This window comes from Alteromonas sp. W12 (assembly GCF_001924945.1).
Taxonomy (GTDB): domain Bacteria; phylum Pseudomonadota; class Gammaproteobacteria; order Enterobacterales; family Alteromonadaceae; genus Alteromonas; species Alteromonas macleodii.
This window is the reverse complement of record NZ_LQXH01000001.1, coordinates 436,819-457,836: the sequence shown is the minus strand read 5'-3', so window position 1 is coordinate 457,836 and position 21,018 is coordinate 436,819. Positions and strand designations below refer to the sequence as shown.

13 protein-coding genes are annotated in these 21,018 nt (G+C 44.9%); 6 read left to right on the top strand and 7 right to left on the bottom strand.

The window, feature by feature from the left end:
• Window positions 1-34: 34 nt before the first annotated feature.
• From AWH61_RS01855 to AWH61_RS01840, 4 genes are all read right to left on the bottom strand, one after another.
• A complete protein-coding gene (locus AWH61_RS01855) occupies window positions 35-1,231 on the bottom strand; it encodes an ABC transporter permease (RefSeq protein WP_014997519.1) in 1,197 nt (398 codons plus the stop codon).
• Window positions 1,215-2,036: an ABC transporter ATP-binding protein gene (locus AWH61_RS01850; protein WP_075176079.1), complete on the bottom strand. Its 822-nt coding sequence runs from the start codon at window positions 2,034-2,036 to the stop codon at window positions 1,215-1,217. Before AWH61_RS01850 ends, AWH61_RS01855 begins: the two co-directional genes overlap by 17 nt.
• 316 nt (window positions 2,037-2,352) lie before the next feature.
• On the bottom strand, window positions 2,353-3,399 hold the full coding sequence (gene recA / locus AWH61_RS01845) for a recombinase RecA (protein WP_014948506.1): 1,047 nt from the start codon (window positions 3,397-3,399) through the stop codon (window positions 2,353-2,355).
• A 120-nt stretch (window positions 3,400-3,519) separates the two neighbouring features.
• On the bottom strand, window positions 3,520-4,059 hold the full coding sequence (locus tag AWH61_RS01840) for a CinA family protein (protein WP_075176078.1): 540 nt from the start codon (window positions 4,057-4,059) through the stop codon (window positions 3,520-3,522).
• A 143-nt stretch (window positions 4,060-4,202) separates the two neighbouring features.
• On the opposite strand from AWH61_RS01840, the gene mutS reads away from it, so the two are divergent.
• The 4 genes from mutS (at window position 4,203) to AWH61_RS01820 (ending at window position 11,348) form a co-directional block, all read left to right on the top strand.
• Window positions 4,203-6,824, top strand: coding sequence for a DNA mismatch repair protein MutS (gene mutS / locus AWH61_RS01835; RefSeq protein WP_075176077.1), 2,622 nt, complete (start codon window positions 4,203-4,205; stop codon window positions 6,822-6,824).
• Window positions 6,825-6,980: 156 nt separating this feature from the next.
• On the top strand, window positions 6,981-8,612 hold the full coding sequence (pyrG, locus tag AWH61_RS01830) for a CTP synthase (protein ID WP_014978516.1): 1,632 nt from the start codon (window positions 6,981-6,983) through the stop codon (window positions 8,610-8,612).
• A 59-nt stretch (window positions 8,613-8,671) separates the two neighbouring features.
• A complete protein-coding gene (gene eno / locus AWH61_RS01825; protein WP_014975823.1) occupies window positions 8,672-9,964 on the top strand; it encodes a phosphopyruvate hydratase in 1,293 nt (430 codons plus the stop codon).
• Window positions 9,965-10,256: 292 nt separating this feature from the next.
• On the top strand, window positions 10,257-11,348 hold the full coding sequence (locus AWH61_RS01820; protein WP_075176076.1) for a polysaccharide lyase family 7 protein: 1,092 nt from the start codon (window positions 10,257-10,259) through the stop codon (window positions 11,346-11,348).
• Between the two features lie 175 nt (window positions 11,349-11,523).
• Here AWH61_RS01820 and AWH61_RS01815 read toward each other — a convergent pair whose 3' ends face one another.
• Window positions 11,524-14,043, bottom strand: a complete 2,520-nt coding sequence (locus AWH61_RS01815; protein WP_075176075.1) for a poly(beta-D-mannuronate) lyase — start codon at window positions 14,041-14,043, stop codon at window positions 11,524-11,526.
• A 476-nt stretch (window positions 14,044-14,519) separates the two neighbouring features.
• Between AWH61_RS01815 and AWH61_RS01810 the strand changes: the two genes are divergently transcribed.
• Entirely contained in the window at window positions 14,520-17,624 is a 3,105-nt protein-coding gene (locus AWH61_RS01810) for a TonB-dependent receptor (RefSeq protein ID WP_039224966.1), read from the top strand.
• Window positions 17,625-17,697: 73 nt separating this feature from the next.
• The gene (locus AWH61_RS01805) at window positions 17,698-19,131 is read left to right on the top strand and encodes a polysaccharide lyase family 7 protein (RefSeq protein ID WP_075176074.1); all 1,434 of its coding nucleotides are present in this window, start codon (window positions 17,698-17,700) and stop codon (window positions 19,129-19,131) included.
• 166 nt (window positions 19,132-19,297) lie between these two features.
• Here the strand turns inward: AWH61_RS01805 and AWH61_RS01800 are convergent, their stop codons facing one another.
• Together AWH61_RS01800 and eda are read right to left on the bottom strand one after the other, a co-directional pair.
• Window positions 19,298-20,038: a FadR/GntR family transcriptional regulator gene (locus AWH61_RS01800; RefSeq protein ID WP_014948497.1), complete on the bottom strand. Its 741-nt coding sequence runs from the start codon at window positions 20,036-20,038 to the stop codon at window positions 19,298-19,300.
• Between the two features lie 362 nt (window positions 20,039-20,400).
• Window positions 20,401-21,018, bottom strand: coding sequence for a bifunctional 4-hydroxy-2-oxoglutarate aldolase/2-dehydro-3-deoxy-phosphogluconate aldolase (gene eda / locus AWH61_RS01795; protein ID WP_075176073.1), 618 nt, complete (start codon window positions 21,016-21,018; stop codon window positions 20,401-20,403).

The window sequence follows — 21,018 nt, the reverse complement described above, 5'->3', positions numbered from 1 at the left end:
TGATATGTTTGAGAAAATACTCAAATCACAGCTGTTATCTGAACAACACTTTTTCTTTGTTAAACCAATGGATACAGAAGAAAATTAATCCGGTTGCAATCACTGCGGTAGACGTAAATATGCCAAAGAGCGCAAAGTAGTCCATGGTACCTTTGAACAGCTCTTTCATCGCTAGGGCAACGTTTGTCAGCGGTACCCAAACCCAGCCGCCTTTAAGCTCTACACCCGGCATCATAGCTATAATTACAGGGAAAATAACCACCATAATTAACGACCCCATGTAGCTTTGCGCCTCTTTAAACGAGCGAGCATAAATTGAAAGTGATAGTAGGATAGCGGCGAACACTGCTACTACCGGCACTAACATCAGGAAGATCAGCAGGAAGTCCACAAGACCAATCATCGACATGATCTTAACCACAAACTCAACGGCCATGCCTTGCGATAACACCAGTCCCCATATTGCCATGGAAGACACGGTAATAAGCGCAGTAATTATGCCCGCAGTAGCGATAGTAAAGAATTTACCCAGTACCAGCTTATGACGGTCCATCGGCGATATAAGTAGTGTTTCTAATGTACCACGCTCTTTCTCACCTGCACCTAAGTCAGCCGCTGGGGCCATAGCGCCTTGAAGGCACAAGATAAAAATGAAATACGGCAGCATACCGCCTAAGCGTTCACCCCACACTTCGCGATCGTCGGCGACATTTTGCTTTTCTATCTTGATTGGCTTTAGCAAGGCCTCTTGCTGAGTTTCATCTAGATTAAGCTGCGCAAAAGCGGTTTGTTGGAATGCATCGGTATATTCATCAATGATGTCGGATACGCGCCCCATCACCTTATTTAGACCAGCATCGTTGAGATAAAGCTCAATTTTATGCTGACCTGAACGCAAAACATCGCTATCAAAGGTTTCGGGAATAACCAAAACAAAATCTAATGTTTCGTTTTTGATGAGTTTAGCGTAGTCAGTCTCATCGCCAATCGCAACCGATTCGAATTTATCTGATGCGTCGTTAAAAGACTGAACAATTGCTGGCGCATACGCTTCACCCACTATCGCGTATTTCAGTACTTTATTTTCCGCTTTGTCCGCCGCTGAACTCATGAAAAAGAACGCGACACCGAAAATAGCTGGGAATAATAAAAGCGGTAAACCAATCATGAATATGATGGTTTTCTTATCCCGTAATAGTTCTTTGAATTCCTTTTTAAAGATTAACCACATTACCCATCTCCTCAGAATCCATTGATAGTGTTTTTAGGAAGCTCTTATGCATTTGCCCGCCAGCCCGGTCATTACCAGACAAAGCGCTAAAGGCAGCTAGCGAATCGTTAAATACCGTTTCACCTTGGTTAATCACGGTCACCTTGTCGCAAAGGGTTTGCACCTCATCAAGGTGGTGAGTAGAGAAAATAACCGGGGTACCTTTATCTTTAAGGCGTTGAATGAATTCCATCACGGTACTGGTTGCCATAATATCAAGGCCGGTAGTAGGTTCATCAAGCACCACTAGTTCAGGCTCGTGTATAACAGCGCGAGCAATAGAAACTTTTTGCTTCATCCCTGATGAGAAATTCTCGGCACGTCTATCAAGGAAGGTTTGCATATCGAGTAAATCAGCTAACTCTTCAATACGCGCGTTAATCACATTTTTTGGAATACCGTGCAACTCACCGAAGTAGCTAATATTCTCTCGGCCACTCAAACGACCATAAAGGCCCGTTGAGCTAGATAAAAAGCCAATTTTTTTACGGGCAATATTAGGGTTAGAAAGCACATCCTCACCACCAATGATAACTTTTCCGCTATCAGGCTTTAGTGCTGTTGAAAGCATGCGAAGTGTGGTTGTTTTGCCAGCTCCATTTGGCCCTAACAGCCCAAGCACCTGTCCTTTTTCGCAAGTAAACGACACATCCCTTACCGACTGGAAATAGCGCCCTTTTAATCGCGGGTCCTTTTTTTCCTGTTCGCTAAGCTTTTTTGGGTTCTCCACCTCAAAACGCTTAGCAAGGCCTGATATTTCAATCATTTCCCTTCCCTCTTCTCACATGTGAACAGTAGCACCGTTCATTATTGTTGTAGGCTTGCTTTGCTGTAGCCGCAAATTATGCCGTTCTATTTGTTTAAAATTGTTTTAGCGTACTAACCAGCTTTGGCAGTAATGGCCATTGCATCCTAGTAGTCTGTACTTACAAATATTTATTACAGCATTCCTTGTTTTTATTTGTTGTACAAGTTTCAGCCTTGCATTAAGTGTTAGTAAATATTTCTTAATATACCCTTTGATGAAGCCATAAAAAAACCCACCAAGCGGTGGGTTCTTAATATGCGGTTAAGCGCTAATTTTACTCAGGAAGCACATCGTCTTCTTGCTGAGGTACCGCTTCCTCTGCTTTCATTGTTTTAGAAAGCAAAAGTTCTTGGCGGATCTTGGTTTCAATCTCGTTTGCGATCTCAGGGTTCTCTTTCAAGAACTTCATTACGTTCGCTTTACCTTGACCAATGCGGTCGCCCTTGTAGCTATACCAAGCACCCGCTTTATCAACTAGCTTTTGCTTAACACCAAGGTCGATAAGCTCAGCTTCTTTGCTGATACCTTCGCCGTAGCGGATCATAAATTCAGCTTGCTTAAACGGAGGTGCAACTTTGTTCTTCACTACCTTAACGCGAGTTTCGTTACCGACTACCTCGTCGCCTTCTTTCACTGCGCCAATACGGCGAATATCTAGACGAACAGAAGAGTAGAACTTAAGCGCGTTACCACCGGTTGTAGTTTCTGGGTTACCAAACATAACACCAATCTTCATACGAATTTGGTTAATGAAGATACACAGTGTATTTGAACGCTTGATGTTTGCAGTAAGCTTACGCAACGCTTGCGACATTAGGCGCGCCTGAAGACCAACGTGAGAATCACCCATGTCACCTTCAATTTCAGCTTTAGGTGTAAGCGCCGCTACCGAGTCAACAATAACAACATCTACCGCACCTGAACGTACAAGCATGTCGCAAATTTCTAGCGCTTGCTCACCAGTATCAGGCTGAGATACCAATAGTTCGTCGATGTTTACGCCTAGTTTTTCAGCATATACCGGGTCAAGGGCGTGTTCCGCATCAACGAAGGCACAGGTTTTACCCTTGCGCTGCGCTTCAGCAATAACTTGAAGTGTTAGCGTGGTTTTACCTGACGATTCAGGGCCGTAGATTTCGACAACACGTCCACATGGCAAACCGCCTATACCTAGAGCGATATCAATGGTAAGAGAGCCAGTAGAAATCGCTTCAATATCCATGGCTTGGTTATCGCCTAAGCGCATGATTGCGCCTTTACCAAATTGCTTTTCAATTTGGCCAACTGCGGCGGTTAAAGCTTTTGATTTGTTATCGTCCACGTATGTATCCTCTAGGATTTGCGGTTAAATTTTGTATTGGTGTTTTCCATATCTTGTATGAAATTACCAAATAATGATCATATTCTATACTGTACAAGCATACAGTTTCAACCGGTGTTTTTAATTTTCACTCAACATTTTAACTAAGTGAGTAATCGCAAAGCTAATAGCGTGTTGACGTACTTCGTCGCGATTGCCGCTAAACACCTGTTTAATTTGCGCTTCGTGTTCTCCACATAAAAAGCCGAACCATACCGTGCCCACTGGTTTTTCTTTGCTACCACCGCCAGGACCGGCAATGCCACTAACCGTTACAACAAGTTGCGCTCCGCTATTACGGCGCACGCCGTCTGCCATTTCAATTACCGTTTGCTTCGACACCGCGCCGTACTCTTTTAGCGTCTGCTCTGTTACGCCCAGTATGCTTTGCTTTGCGTCGTTTGAGTACGTCACCCAGGATTGGTTAAACCAATCAGAACTGCCAGCCACACTGGTAAAAGCAAAAGCGACTCCTCCGCCTGTACACGACTCAGCGCTTGATACAGTCCAACCTTTTTCCCTTAGTGCGTCACCTAACACCTGAACTTGCGCAGATAATGCGCTATCAAGCGTTAAAGGGGTGGCGTTTGCTGTCGAATCAGTTGAAAATGTTGTGCTCATTTGGATATCCCTAATTACACCTGTTGTGCTTTATCAGATCTTCGCTTGATCTTAGTGGGCGTGAGTTTATCATTTATTCCCCTCAACAGGCATTAAACCCAGCAACAAATTCGCAGAGGCATTTTTTGGAATCACATACTCCTATGATGCGCCAATACCTGACTATTAAGGCGCAGCATCCGAATATTTTACTGTTTTATCGCATGGGCGACTTTTATGAGTTGTTTTACGACGATGCCAAAAAAGCTGCTGAATTACTGGATATCTCATTAACAGCCAGAGGAAAATCTGGTGGTGAACCTATTCCTATGGCTGGTGTGCCTTATCATGCGGTAGAAAGCTATCTGTCACGCTTAGTGAAAATGGGCGAGTCAGTAGCCATTTGTGAACAGGTAGGCGACCCAGCCACCAGTAAAGGCCCTGTTGAACGTGCGGTACAGCGTATTGTTACGCCCGGTACAGTCACCGACGAAGCGCTGTTAGAAGAACGTCGCGACAATATTCTGGCCGCCGTTTGTGGTCACAGTATGCACTATGGGCTGGCAACCCTAGATGTTACAAGCGGTCGTTTTGTTGTGTTTGAATGTGACAGCGATGAAAGCCTACTTGCTGAAATTCAGCGCATTAACCCAGCTGAACTGCTCTATCCTGAAGGATTTGAAAGCTTAGCATTGGTTGAAAACCGCAAAGGACTTAGACGCCGTCCTGAATGGGAATTCGACATTGATACCGCCACAGAGCAATTAAACGCACAGTTTGAAACCAAAACATTAGATGGCTTTGGAATAAAAGGCGTCACTAAAGGCTTAGGCGCAGCGGGCTGCGTTTTACAATATGTAAAGGATACCCAGCGTACTGCTCTGCCTCACATTCGCCGCATTCAGACCGAACAGCAAGACAGCCGCGTGCAGCTTGATGCTGCCACCCGCAGAAACCTAGAACTTACCCATAATTTGTCGGGCGGACAGGAAAATACGCTGTTCAGCGTGATGGATACCACCACTACGGCCATGGGTAGTCGTATGCTACAGCGGGTTATTCACTCGCCTTTAACCGACCAGCATGAACTGCACAGCCGCTTAGATGCTGTTGAAACGTTTATTAATGACGACCCTGAAGATATTCGCACCGCGCTCAAACACATTGGTGATATAGAACGTATTATGGCGCGCTTAGCCCTTCGTTCAGCGCGACCACGTGACTTTGCTCGCCTAAAAAATGCCTTTAATGCACTGCCTGATTTACAAGATGCTCTAGCTCGGTTCGACACAGGGCAAATCCGAAGTATTAGCGAAACCATTGGCACTTACCCTGAACTTCAAGCCCTGTTAAATGATGCCATTATCGATAACCCACCAGTGGTAATACGCGATGGCGGCGTAATTGCCGAGGGCTACAACGCCGAACTTGATGAATTGCGCAAGCTATCACAAGGAGCTACCGACTACTTAGACGCTATGGAACAACGTGAGCGCGAGCGCACCGGCATTTCTACGCTAAAAGTGGGCTATAACAAAGTTCACGGGTTCTTTATTGAAATTAGCCGGGCCAACAGTGCATTGGCGCCCGCTGAATACATTCGAAGACAAACCCTTAAAAACACTGAACGTTATATAACGCCAGAACTTAAAGAGCACGAAGATAAAGTGCTAAGCAGTCAGGGTGCTGCACTTGCTCTTGAAAAGCAGCTTTACGAAGCCTTATTCGACAACTTTGCGCCACACTTAAACAACTTAATTGAAACTGCCGCGGCTCTAGCCAAGCTCGACGTGCTGTGCTGTTTTGCCGAACGCGCAGTCTCCCTTGATTGGTATCGACCTCACTTGAGTCAAGAATGTGCGCTTACTTATGATGCCGGCCGCCACCCTGTGGTTGAGAATGTAATGAAAGACCCCTTCATTGCCAACCCGCTACAGCTAGATACCGAGCGCCGCATGCTAATTATTACTGGCCCGAACATGGGCGGTAAATCAACTTACATGCGCCAAACAGCGTTGATTGCGTTACTAGCCTGTATTGGTAGCTTTGTACCTGCTGAAAACGCCCACATAGGAAAACTTGACCGTATCTTTACCCGTATCGGTGCATCAGACGATTTAGCCTCTGGTCGCTCTACCTTTATGGTTGAGATGACAGAAACGGCGAACATTCTAAACAATGCCACAGAAAACTCACTGGTATTGATGGATGAAATAGGCCGTGGTACCAGTACCTATGACGGATTGTCACTGGCGTGGGCATGCGCAAGTTATTTAGCAAAGCAGCTGAATGCTTATACGCTTTTTGCCACGCATTACTTTGAACTAACTGAACTTCCAGAAACCCAAAGTGGCGTAGTGAATGTGCACTTAGACGCGATGGAGTTTGAAGATACCATACGCTTCATGCACACCGTATCAGAAGGCGCGGCGAGCAAAAGCTTTGGTTTACAAGTTGCCCAACTTGCAGGCGTACCTAAGGTGGTAATAAAAGCGGCGCAACAGAAGCTTGCGGTGTTGGAATCATCACACCTTATGACCAGCACGGAAAATGGATCAGAGAACGCCAACGATGAAGCTTTTGTAGCGAAGAGCTCGGTAAAAGGTGGAAATAAAACAAGCGCATCAGGTAAAGTTACATCAAATACCAAAGGCCAAGCTGAAATGCTGTTCCCTGATAAGCCACACCCGGTAGTAGAAGCCCTTGAAAACTTGTCACCCGATGAGCTATCACCGCGCCAAGCGCTAGACCTTATCTACACACTTAAGCGCCTGAGCCAATCTTAAAGCAAGCTTAAGCGCGTATAAATTGCGCATCATGTGGGCAAATTGATTGTCTGCCCACATGAATTTGCGTATACTATCGCCCCGTCCAAAGTGTAGCTGGTTTTGTTCTAAACTCAGCCTATATTTACCATACAACCCAAACGTTCTAGGTTTCGCATGACAAATTATATTTTCGTCACCGGTGGTGTAGTTTCATCGCTAGGTAAAGGTATTGCTGCAGCATCGTTGGCCGCAATTCTGGAAGCTCGCGGTCTCACCGTAACCATGTTAAAACTCGACCCTTACATCAATGTCGACCCAGGCACTATGAGCCCTATCCAGCATGGTGAAGTATTTGTTACCGATGACGGCGCTGAGACCGACCTTGATCTTGGTCACTATGAGCGTTTTATTCGCACCCGCATGACCAAGCGCAACAACTTCACTACCGGCCGTGTATATGAAGAAGTGTTAAAGCGCGAGCGTCGCGGTGATTACCTTGGTGCAACTATTCAGGTTATCCCTCATATCACCAATGAAATTAAGCGCCGCGTAATTGAAGGAGCTGAAGGTCACGACGTAGCTATTGTTGAAGTGGGCGGAACCGTAGGTGACATTGAGTCACAACCTTTCTTGGAAGCAATTCGTCAGCTAGGTACCGAAGTAGGCCGTGAACGCGCTATGTTCATGCACCTAACGCTTGTACCTTATATGCCAGCATCAGGTGAAGTAAAAACTAAGCCTACGCAGCACTCGGTAAAAGAGCTTCGCTCAATTGGTATTCAACCAGACATTCTCGTTTGTCGTTCAGTAGGTGCATTGCCGGCTAGTGAGCGCTCGAAAATCGCTCTATTCACAAACGTTGCTGACAAAGCCGTTATTTCTTTGAAAGACGTAGACAGCATTTACCGCATCCCTGCTGCACTTAAAGCACAAGGCATGGATCAGCTAGTTGTAGACCGCTTCGGTCTTGAGTGTGAAGAAGCCGACTTATCTGAGTGGGAACAAGTACTTTACGCTGAGTCTAACCCTACTGCAGAAGTTAACATTGGCATGGTAGGCAAATATGTTGAGCTACCTGACGCTTATAAGTCTGTAAACGAAGCGCTTAAGCATGCTGGCCTTAAAAACCGTCTAACTGTGAACATCCACCACATTGACTCACAAGACGTGGAAAGCAAAGGTACCCAAATTCTAGAACAACTTGATGCTATCTTAGTACCTGGTGGCTTTGGTGAGCGCGGTATAGAAGGCAAAATTGCTGCTGCGCGTTATGCTCGTGAAAACAAAGTCCCTTATCTTGGCATTTGCTTAGGTATGCAGGTAGCACTTATCGAATTCGCTCGTAATGTTGCGGGTATGGAAAACGCGAACAGCACAGAGTTCGACTCTGAAACCCCTTACCCTGTAGTCGGCCTTATCACTGAGTGGTTAGATGCTGCAGGAACAACTGAAACTCGCACAGAAAACTCAGATCTTGGCGGTACCATGCGTCTAGGTAGTCAGCTATGTCACCTTATTGAAGGTACAAAAGTTCATGAGATGTATGGTAATGCCGAAATTTATGAGCGTCACCGTCACCGTTACGAAGTGAACAACAACCTGCGTGACCAAATCGAAGCCGCTGGATTAAAGGTAAGTGGTTTGTCCACTGACAAGCGACTTGTAGAAGTGGTGGAAATCCCTGATCATCCTTGGTTCATTGCGGGCCAATTCCACCCTGAGTTCACATCAACTCCTCGGGATGGACACCCATTATTCACTGGTTTCGTTGCTGCGGCAGGAAAATACCAGAAAGAAAATCACTAATTTCTAATAAAAGGGGTGCTCTCTCCCGTTGCACCCCATTCAATTGTTGAGGAAAAAACATGGCGAAAATTAGTCGCATTATCGGACGCGAAATCTTAGATTCACGCGGAAACCCTACCGTAGAAGCAGATGTATACTTAGAATCAGGCGTAATGGGCCGTGCTGCAGCACCATCTGGTGCATCTACTGGTAGCCGCGAAGCACTAGAGCTACGCGACGGCGACAAGTCTCGTTACCTAGGTAAAGGTGTAACAAAGGCAGTTGCAGCAGTTAACGATACCATCGCGCCAGCGCTTATCGGTAAAGACGCACTAGCGCAAGCTGATATCGACGGCATCATGATTGACCTTGATGGCACAGAAAACAAAGAAACCCTTGGTGCGAACGCAATTCTTGCAGTTTCTCTTGCTGTAGCTAAAGCGGCTGCGGCGGAAAAAGGCGTAGCGCTTTACGAGCACATTGCAGACCTAAACGGTACATCTGGCCAATACTCTATGCCAGTACCTATGATGAACATCATCAACGGTGGTGAGCACGCTGACAACAACGTAGACATTCAAGAGTTCATGGTACAGCCAGTTGGCGCGAAGAGCTTCAAAGAAGCACTACGTATGGGTGCAGAAATCTTCCACGCTCTTAAGAAAGTACTGTCTGCTAAAGGTCTTAATACAGCAGTTGGTGACGAAGGTGGTTTTGCCCCTAACCTAAGTTCAAACGCTGAAGCGCTTGCAGTAATCGTAGAAGCCGTTGAAAACGCTGGCTATAAAATGAATGAAGACATCACCCTTGCACTAGACTGCGCGGCGTCTGAATTCTATAAAGAAGGCAAATACGTACTATCTGGTGAAGACAAGAGCTTCGATTCAGAAGCGTTTGGCGATTACCTTGCTGACCTTTCTTCACAATACCCAATTGTATCTATTGAAGACGGCCTGGACGAAAGCGACTGGGACGGCTGGGCAAGCCTAACTAAGAAGATTGGCGACAAAGTACAGCTAGTTGGTGACGACTTGTTTGTAACTAACACTAAAATTCTTAAGCGCGGTATTGATAACGGTATTGGTAACTCAATCCTTATCAAGTTCAACCAAATCGGTTCACTAACTGAAACCCTTAACGCTATTAAGATGGCGAAAGATGCGGGCTTCACAGCGGTTATTTCTCATCGTTCAGGTGAAACTGAAGACGCCACTATTGCCGACCTAGCAGTAGGTACAGCAGCGGGCCAAATCAAAACGGGTTCACTATGCCGTTCTGACCGTGTTGCTAAGTACAACCAGTTACTTCGTATTGAAGAAGCACTAGGTGACGCTGCTACTTACAAAGGCCGTAGCGAAATCAAAGGTCAATAAAAAAGGCTCATTGAAAAGCCTTTATTGTGGACTGTTAACAGAACATTGTTGTTAACCATCGTTTTTTTAAAAGCCAGTTAGCATTGCTATCTGGCTTTTTTATTACCCCTTAATCTAAATCTACTAGCAAACCCACCGCAAAACTTACCAATAACCATAAAATGTAAAACCAAATTGAACACATTGGTAAACCAATGGCAATATTGTTACTATGAGGTTGCGGAAACATTAACCTATGCTATGCGACCGCAGCCCTACGTTTACAGCATTAATTACATAATAAGGCCTGTTTATGAAAGCAATTTTGCCAACCCAAAAGCGCTGGCTTGTTATCTCTAGTACATTCTCTACTGTACTCGCCACTGCATTAGCAACCACAAGTCCAGTATGGGCAGAAGACCTCGCGCTGCCTGCACAAAAGTACGATTTAAGTGAGTGGTATTTAACGTTACCTGCAGACGGTAACAACGATGGAAAAGCTGACAACATTTCTGTTGAAGACCTTCAATCTTTTACGCATCCTTCGTTTTTCTATTTGAATAACGAAGGTGGATTAGTGTTCACCAGCCCTAACAAAGCATTAACTACAAAGAACTCTACAAATACGCGAAGCGAACTGCGCCACATGCTGCGTGGCAACAATAAGTCAGTTAAAACACAGTCAGCAGAAAATAGCTTTACCGTTGCCAGTAACCCCATAGCGCGACGCTTTGCCCGTGTGGGTGGAAAAATGCAGGCCACATTGAAAGTGAATCACGTAGCGCTAAGAGCTAAGTATCCCGAGAAACCACCAGCATATTCTGTGGTTGTAGGCCAAATTCACGCAACTAAATGGAAAAAGAAAGTAAAAGGCTTTGGCTGGGGCAATGAACCGCTAAAAATATATTTTAAAAAATGGCCTGAACACGAAACCGGCTCGGTATTTTGGACCTATGAGCGAAACCTTCCTAAAAGCGACCCAAAACGCAAAGACATTGCCTATCCTGTTTGGGGTAACCTGTGGACTGACAGTACCGACCCTGGCGCTCAAGGCATTAAGCTTGATGAGACGTTCAGCTACACCGTGAACGTTCATGGCGATATCATGCACCTTAGGTTCGAGTCAAAAAATCATGAAACCATTGAGTATTCCATTAACCTTGCCAATGCCGTTGATGCGTATGGACAGGTAGATAAATACGATCATCCCTACGGTTATACCCTTGATTGGAACTACTTCAAAGCTGGCGCCTATAACCAGTGCAGCACAAAAGACGACCCCGCATTCTGGTATCCGGCCTGTTTAGGCACGGGTAATTGGGAAGAAGATGAAAAAAATGGTGACTACACGCGAGTAACCTTTACTGAACTTACGGTGACAGAAAGTACACCAGAAGAGAACTAGAAGAGCCTTTGTTATTGACTGCGATTGTGAATATATAAAAAATGCCCCATTTATTGGGGCATCTTTGTTTATCTTACCGACAAAAATACTTGTTGGCGAAAAGGCTACAGCTTCAATACTCGCTTAACTGATATACCAAACTGCCTTGCCTAGTTAATTTGTTTAGTTGATTTTTTTAGTTACTCTGAGCCGGTGCTTCCCACGTTGAATAAGGCCCAACCATATTTTCTTCAATAAAGATAAGGTCGTCCAGCGCTGCACCAATACCGGCATCGCTACCCGTACCTTCCACTAACTTATTCGCAGTGGGTTCACTCAAGCTTGCACCGTCTTCTGAAGTGTCAGCCAATATGTTGCCATCAACACCATCAACCAAAGATGTGTTATCGCGCTTTGGCATTATCGGTGTTAAATCAGCAACGGTTTGAGCATAAATATGGTTATTATCATAGTCAGAATCGTTATCTAATGCACAACCATGAGCAGGATATTCATCTTGCTTAATCGCTGTAGCACCAGCACCAGAAGCCGTGCCGAAGATGTTGTTGTCTGCGCTTTGATTAGCAATAAGGTTACTGTCGAAGTCCAAGGTGTAATCAAGATTAGTACAGTTTTCTGCGCCGTCGCGAGAAGAATCATCTTCAAACTGAATGGCGTTAGTTGTATTTAATATCGTGTTACGAGCAATAACCGTATTTAAATCAAGGCCTGCATCAATCAGTGTTTGCGTAGATGAGTTACCGCTGTCGATATAATCAGAATCGATATGCAGTGCTGCGCGGTCTGAAGAATTAGTAATGATGTTAGCAACAAAGTTGTCGGTAATTGCATGGCCTAAAGGCGTGAAAGCAATACCACCGTCTTTATTATTAGTACCTTCTACTCCGCCAACGGTTGCCGTATAAGGTTCTCCGCTTGAGATAATGATATTTTGCGACACGGTATTACCATAGCCATTTCGCAACTCGACATTCCCCCAAGAGTTTACAATCGTGTTGGCATGAATACTATTACCGCCACCTTGAACAATAATAAGACCACGATCCACAAGTACGCGATCGAAACGGTTATATTGAACCACATGTTCGCCGCGACCCGCGCCATCGCCACTACCAGAGCGACCAACCTGAACAGCGTGGCTACCTGAGTCCGTATCAAATTCTCCATCACCGTCAATAGTGGTAGGTAGGAAGTCTTTGAACAGATTGTATTGAACAATGTTACGCTGATGATCGCCCAATGAGTTAGGCGTGTCACCGACACCTAGGAACATGCTAATAGCAGAGCCTTCTTCAGCTTCGTTAACGCTTTTACCAGTAAATAAGTTACGTTCAATAATATTGTCGGTACCACTAACCGTGATGTAGTGAGACTCGTCACTTGAACCTAAATTAGGTCGCGTAGCACCTGAGTCGCTCAAGAAACTAGAGTTTTTAATGGTATTGCCAGAGCCGTTTAGGTCAATTGAGCCTCGGCCTTCGCCGCAGCTCCCCGCAACGGGTATCACTAGCTCTTCGAACACAAGACCGTCTAATACTACACCGCTGACTGACGAACTGAATGCAATACACGTAGTGCCTGAAATGACCGCGTTAGTCTCAGCTACCCGTTTAATAAGAAGATTATTTTGTGCGATAGAAAGCTCCGCCATATCTTCATAATCATCTGCAGTATCACTGGTATTTAATACATCCGCGATACCAATTGAATCGCCTTCTTGCGCGTTAGCTAGCGCTGCAGTGAGCGACACTTCACCTTGCACATAAAACGTAAATATCTGGTCATCTGCACTTTTCGACAGGTTTTCTTCATAGTTTGCATCATCGATATAAGATACGTTAACTGAAAGCACTTTGCCTAAGTCAGCGTCTGTTACGACTAATGTTGCTTCTGTTGCACCATCGATATTGACCGCTGCAGACAAATCTTCGCCAACGTTACGCGATTGCCACTGGTAACTAATTTCACCTGAAACGCCATTGGCATCAACAGGGGTAGGTGCAGTAAGCGTGGCACCTACTGTTAGCTCACCAGTAATTGGGTCATCAAGCGAGCCAGTTTCATTATCAGCCGGTACTGGTGCAATAGCTTCAGTAGGCTCAGAGGTAATTGATTCGTCAAATCCACTATCGTCAACATATGAAGCCATAGCCGTAATGGCAGTTCCTTCGTAAGACTCAACAAGCTCAAGCGAATTAGATACTGCTCCTTCGATAACAGCGCCGTCTGAGGCCCAGCTGTAAGTTACGGTGCCAGACAAACCATTATCGTCTGTTATGTCTGCCGTTAACGTTTGCCCTACCGTTGTAGAGCCTGAAACGGTAATAACACCCTCAAAGTTAACAGGCAGCGCTTCTACCACCTCGGTTTCTTCTGTAGTAAAACCTTCACGCGTGTTGCCCAGGTCGACGTACGTAACCGCTACACGAATACGTGTACCAGCTTCATTTACCGTAAGCGTGTAAGAAGCATCGGTTGCATCTGCTATTGGTGTACCATCTGCAAACCACGTAAACACCACTGTGTTTTGATCAATACCGTCAGGGTCACTGACTGATGCAGTTAACGTCTCTCCTTCCTTAGCCGTTCCAGAAAGAGATAAGGCACCAGGCTGGTTTGTAGCACCATCATCACCACCGCAACCCGCAAGCCCTAGGCTTAAGGCGCTAAGCGTTAAAATACTTATTTTTTTCATTATTACTCTCGCTGCTTATTTTCTTTGATGCTGATAAACCCCACTGCCAAAAACTTACCAATAGAGAAAACCAACCTTACCAATATATACAACCAAAATAGTTATTGGTATGTAACCACAAAGAATTTATTATTACCACCAGAAAAACAAACTGATAACATTTTTTTGACATCGAGAACCAGTAACCACTGAACACCAAAACATTAATGGATTGATTTATATATATTTAATAGCCTTTTAGCAGATAAAAGCACGATCTACATCTTTTGGCTATCCGTCTCATAGATAAGCGAAATAATGACAATTTTAATTATTTTCTTGTAAATTTGTTGCCAATACGTAAACAAACCCTTAGCATTGGCTTTACACCATGAGACAAATTGGTAATAACAGATATGCGTTTTGGTTAGATTTAATAACCAAATAAATTGCTGAAAGCCCTACAAAACAAAAGACACAGCATTATGGAAGCCACGATGATAAATCAGAGAAAACCAAATCCGTTCGTACACGCCATTCGCGCCAAATACTTCAGCCCAGCTCTGGTTTATGCTGCGTGCTCTGCAGGTCTGCTTATGAGCGCCCCAGTTTCAGCGCAAGAAGCAGATGCTGCCGATGAAGAAACAACCGAAATTATCGAAGTTAAAGGTATTCGAGGTACTATTCAAAGCTCTATCTCGATAAAGCGTGAATCAACTGAAATTGTTGATGGTATCTCTGCTGACGACATTGGCGACCTGCCTGCTTTGTCTATTGGTGAGGCATTAGAAACCCTTACTGGCGCGTCTTCTCACAGAGAGCAAGGCGGTGCAACGGAAATTTCAATTCGAGGCCTTGGCCCTTATCTAGGCAGTACGGTAATGAACGGTCGTGAAGCAGCGAACGGCAGTGGTGACCGCTCTGTAAACTTCTCTCAATTTCCATCAGAGCTTTTTAATAAAGTTGCGATTTATAAAACACAGTCTGCTGAGCTGATTGAAGGCGGTGTTTCAGGTCAAATACATTTAGATACCATCAAACCATTAGATTTCGGTAAACGCCGCTTTCAGTTTGAATATAAAGGTAACTGGAATCCAGACAATACAGATTTAGAAGACCCTATTCGCGACTTTGGCCAGCGTATTACCAGTAGCTTTGTGGACCAATTTGAAACTGAACGATTCGGCGACATAGGTATATCTGTAGGCTATCAAAAGAACGTAACGACCAACCCCGAACAGGAAGCTCGAACAGGAACGAGTTGGGATGCATGCAGAGTTTCACCAGCATTTGGTGACGGAATTAACAGCAGCCGCACAGACTGTGAAGATAACGGCGGCGCGCTAAATTTAATTACTGATGGTACCGGCGCAGCGCCTGATGCTTCGGAGCCGTTTATCTTTTCTCGCTCACAAAACTCGTTTAGACAAAACGTTACCGACGACGATAGAGAATCATTCTTCGGTGCTATCCAGTGGCGCCCTAATAACAAGCTAGAGGTAAATGCCGACGTACAGCTTTCAGATAGAACCTTTAGTGAAGTAAGAAACGACCTCGTCTTTGCCGAAGTAAACCACATTGATGGCTATACCACACCAGCGTCAGAAAGACTTCCCTTTGACCTTGTGGCTACCTCTAACGGTGCACTAAGACAATTTACAGCTACGCAAAACATTGAAACAAACAGCCAATTTGCAGAACGCCTTGAAGAGTACACTGGAGGAGGCTTACGTTTCGACTATACGGTAAACGATAGACTAAGCATATCTCTTGACCTATCTACCTCTGAAACTGAACGACGCGAAAATATTATTCAAACCAGACTGCAGTCGGAAGATGTAGACATCTACGGTAATGATGTACTGGGAGCCGATGGTAACGGTGAAGTAAGAACTGCAGCACAGATATTTGCCAACGGTTCTCTTGTACCTACATGGACACTTCAAGACTTCGACGTTAACTACCACGGTGCTTTTGCTGATGAAGCAAGAACACGCCTAGATCTAAACCAATTTAGAAATAACAAGATTTCAGCGGTACGCGCTGACTTCGACTACATACCAGACTCTGAATTTATCATTGGTGTAAAAGGTGGTGTTAGGCTATCTAAGTTAGAATACGACAGCGTACCTGGTGGCAGTGGTACTAACAACCGAACAGAGGTAACATTTAGTGATGAAGCGGCAGCTATGGCTAATGATGCTTGCCGAAACAACGCATTTCCTGAATCAGGCTTCTTTGACGATGAGACTGGAGGCGCACCACTTTTCACCAACGTTGATAGTGAAGGTAACGTAATAAGCGCAGGAACAGGTAACTCTTTCGCTACGTTCGATCCAATCTGTTTAGCAGAGACATTGCTTGGCACAGTGACCAATGATGCGGGAGAGGTGCTAACAATCGCTAACGCCTTCCCAACGGTTGATGATTCAGATAGACAAGATATTGCAGCTGTTGACGTTGAAGAGAAAACCATCGCGGCCTATCTGCAGGCAGACTACGACACTTTCATAAATGATTATGGTGTACGCGGCAACTTTGGTCTTCGCATTGTAAGAACAGAAGTATCGTCTCTGTCATATCGGGGACCCTTACAGGCTACACGCGATGAAAACGGCCTAATTACAGGTATTGCCCCTATTACTGACGAACTCATTCAAGTAGAAGGGGGCGGTGATTACACCGAGTTACTTCCAAGCTTCAATTTAATCGTAGACCTCTCGGATGAGGTTATGTTTCGCGGCGCTATTTATCGCGGCCTGTCACGCCCAGATCCATCAGACTTAGGCTTTGGCCGAAACTTCTTAGGCCTAGACGAAGACAGCGACACTGGCGAGATATCTGATGCACTTGCGCGCGCAGTGGCAGTAGGTAACCCGGTACTTGAACCTTTCCTATCTTGGAATGTAGACACCGCTATTGAGTGGTATCCAAACGAAGATACTATCCTTGCGCTTGGTTTGTATTACAAAAGCTTTGAAGGTGGATTCTCAAACACGTCTCAAACCGAAATTTTCGAAGTTGATGGTGAAGAGTTAGAAACCATCGTTACTGCGCCTCAAACTAGCGACGATACCAGCACCATCTATGGTGCTGAAATTACCGCTACACACTCATTTTCATACCTAGATAGCTGGTTAAGTGGTTTTGGTATAAAGCTTAGCTACAACTACGCAGACTCGAATTTTGAATTTCAAGATGAGAGCTTCGGCGAATCAACAGTTATCGACCCTAGCTCGGGTGATTTAATTTCGCGTACGGGCATTGTTGCACCAGCTAACCTGTTCGGTTTTTCAGAGCACGTTATTTCTACGCAGCTCTATTATCAATGGGAAGACTTAAGCGCATCTATTAACTACAAGTACAGAAGCAACTACTTCCAGCAGTTTGTTAATACGCCTGGCGCTATTCGATTCATAGACGATACGGAAGTATTTGAGGCGCGTGTGTCTTATCGCCTGAATAAGAATTGGAAGTTTAGTCTAGAGGCTATCAATATCTTTGATGAGCCCAGACGCCAGTATCGCCCAACCCAAGACAACTTTGCAGAAATTAATGTATACGGTCAAAGAGTCTTCGCTGGCGTGCAATTCCGCTATTAATCAGGGTTTCACTGTGAGTAATTGGGGCCCAAATATGGGCCCTTTTTTTCTTCAACGCCAGTAAGGAATGCATATGTTTCGCTTATTGCTTGTTTTACTAACGCTTACTTCGCTAAATGGCTGTGGCTCTTCTTCATCGTCCACAACCTCGCAAACGCCTTTACCAGACGATAGCTCTGCGCCAACACCGTCTCCCACTCCTCCAACAAATGAGACGGAAGCATGTAGCGCGTTACCATTAACAGGGTTAAGCGCATCGGCGACAGAAGAAAAAGCACCTTTTAATGCATCTAAAGCTATCGACGGCGATACCTCTAACGCCTCTCGCTGGCAATCAACAGGCACAAATTCTGCGCTCGTGCTTTCATTTGATAGCGAACAACAACTCGGTGCGCTTCAAATTAAGTGGTATGACAGCGAAGCTCGCGCTTATCGCTTTTCTATTGAAACCTCACTAGATGGTGAAAGCTGGAATACACAGCGATCAAATATCAACTCAAATACACAGCTTGCGGGTTTCGAGCTTTATTCATTACCAGCGCTTGTAACGACTCGCCATATTCGCATTACCACTTTTGGAAACTCTGTTAATGACGATAACGCAATAGTTGAGCTTCAGGTATTCAATTGCACTGAAGGCGACGGTGAAATTTCATCTGCACTTACTTCCACTACGGGTATCGATTTACAAGACTGGTATTTAAGCATTCCAACAGACAGTGATGATTCTGGTACAGCAGATAACATAGGCGAAACTAGGCTTCAGCAGGGGTATACCAACTCCGAATATTTCTATGTAGGTAACGATGGCGCGTTAGTAATGCGCTCTCCTACAGTCGGTTTTAAAACCTCTTTAAACACCAATTATGTTCGCGTTGAGTTACGTGAAATGTTGCGACGCGGCGATACCAGTATTAAGACCCAAGGCGTTAATAAAAACAACTGGGTACTCTCCTCCGCCTCTCAGGCAAATCAAGATGCTGCAGGCGGCGTGAATGGTCGTTTACGGGTGGAGATGGCGGTAAACGAAGTTACCACTACAGGCGAGAATTTCCAGGTAGGCCGCGTGATCATAGGTCAAATACATGCTAACGATGACGAGCCAATACGCCTGTACTACCGCAAGTTGCCTAATAATAACTTAGGCGCTATCTACTTTGCCCACGAACGCAGAGCAGTGGCAACAGAGAACGGTGACAAAGAAGAAATATGGGTAGAAATGATCGGCTCACGAGACAGTGATGCAACCAACCCCACTGATGGCATAGCACTTAATGAGCGTTTTACCTACGTTATTGACGTTGAAGGTGACACGCTCACCGCAACGATTTCAAGAGAAGGAAAGTCTGACGTCACCCGTTCTTTAAATATTGGAAATAGTGGTTACGATGAAGATGATCAATATCTGTATTTCAAGGTAGGTGTATATCACGTAAACAATTCTGCAAATGAAGCAGAGAGTGCAGTTGCCAGCTTTTATTCAATTGAGAATGAACATGGTAGCTAGCAACCACTGATATGAGGTGGAACGGAGAAGTCCGTTCCCAAATGGCATATTTTGTACGGTAATGGCTTTGTTCGTACGCTAATGGCTTATTTTGTGCGCTGATGGCTCATTTTGCGCGCTAATGGCTCATTTTGCGCGCTAATGGCTCATTTTGCGCGCTAATGGCTTAGTTAGTACGCAAATGGCTTAATGAATAAAGATCGCGAGTTTGACTGCTTTTCTTTCTCACTTCTTCTAGCGCCTGCGCCTCGCTCGCCGCAAACAGCGCGTCGATTAAGCGATTGAAGTGAGCATGCATAGCAGCTCTCGCGGCCTGTGAATTTCTAGCCTTTAAGCTTTCGAAGATTTCATAGTGCTCTTCCAGTCTATCTTGGTCAGACTGACTACAAACCGTGCTGTAAGCTTGAATGATTTGAGGCTGTGAGTCTCGTAACGACCAGAACTTATTTACTGCCAACAGTATGGCTTTATTGCGCGTGGCACGTGAGATAATGATATGAAAATCACGGTCAGCTTCTTCCGCATTTACCCCGGTTTTCATTGCTTCTAATGTCTTCTCAAGGGCAGAAAGCTCTTCATCAGTAATCGACAATGCAGCTAAAGCAGCCGCTTCACCTTCTACAAGTGCTCTTGCTTGAGTCAGCTCGAATGCACTTATTTGTTCTGTGGTAGCGTCTTCTTTGTCTTTTGGCTTATCGAGTACGTAAACGCCAGACCCCGTCTTCACTTCAACATGCTGAAGTACTTCAAGGGCAATAATAGCCTCTCGGATCGTCGGACGGCTTACATCAAATGTCTCAGCTAACTCTCGCTCGGCGGGTAAACGCGTTCCTGGTGGGTAAAGACCTGATGCAATTAACGCCTTTATTTTTTCTGCAATTTGCCAGAACATTCGACGACTTTTCATGTTCGAAACCTTTTCAATTAAACGTAGTGCGCATTACGCGCCCACTGTGCAACTTTCTCTAGCTCTGGCGGTATATTTATTTTTCTGCCGTTGCAGACTACCCGTCGAACTAAATTGCTATTCTTAACTTTATATAGCGTCAATATACACGCAATTGGTAATATTTCAATTGAAGCTCTAAAGCAAGAAAAACAAAAACATTAGCATTTATTATCAACAACTTAATTATAATCGCCTTTTGGCGATTGCACAAAATTAAAACAAAAAATCGAAAAAAAAGTGCATCAAACTACAATTTGGTCATACAAGTAGGTTAGTTAATGAGAAGAAGGGGCTGATATACGCCCCTTATAAGCAACAAATTATGCGTTTGCCTCTTGGCAAGATTGCGTTATTGCTTCCCAGTTTTCTTCGCTTACCCACTCTTTTTTCGCGACCCACGTTCCACCAACTGCAAATACGTTAGGTAGCGAAAGGTAATCAGTTTTGTTCAATTGATTCACTCCCCCTGTAGGGCAAAACTTAACATCGCGAAATACCGATGACACTGCTTTTAAAAAAGGGGCACCACCTGATAGCGATGCTGGAAAAAGCTTTTGCTCTGTAAAACCAGCTTCAAGGGTCATAAGAATATCTGCGGTATTCGACACTCCAGGCAATACCGGTATCTGACATGCCTCTAGCGCATTTAACAATGAACTAGATACCGCGGGCGTCACGATAAAGTCACTGCCCACTTCAATAGCGGCAGATAATACCTCTTCGTTAATCACTGTACCTGCCCCCACTATCAGAGAAGGTACTTCTGACTTAATGGCGCTAAGTGCTTCAAGTGAGGCCTCTGTTCTAAGCACAACCTCCACAAGGTTTAAGCCTGCCTTCGACATTGCTTTCGCAATCTTCACACCTTGCTCAGGGGAATCTGCCTGAATAATTGGCAACAGGGTTTGGCCTGACATAAGTTCAGAAAAGCGTGTCAT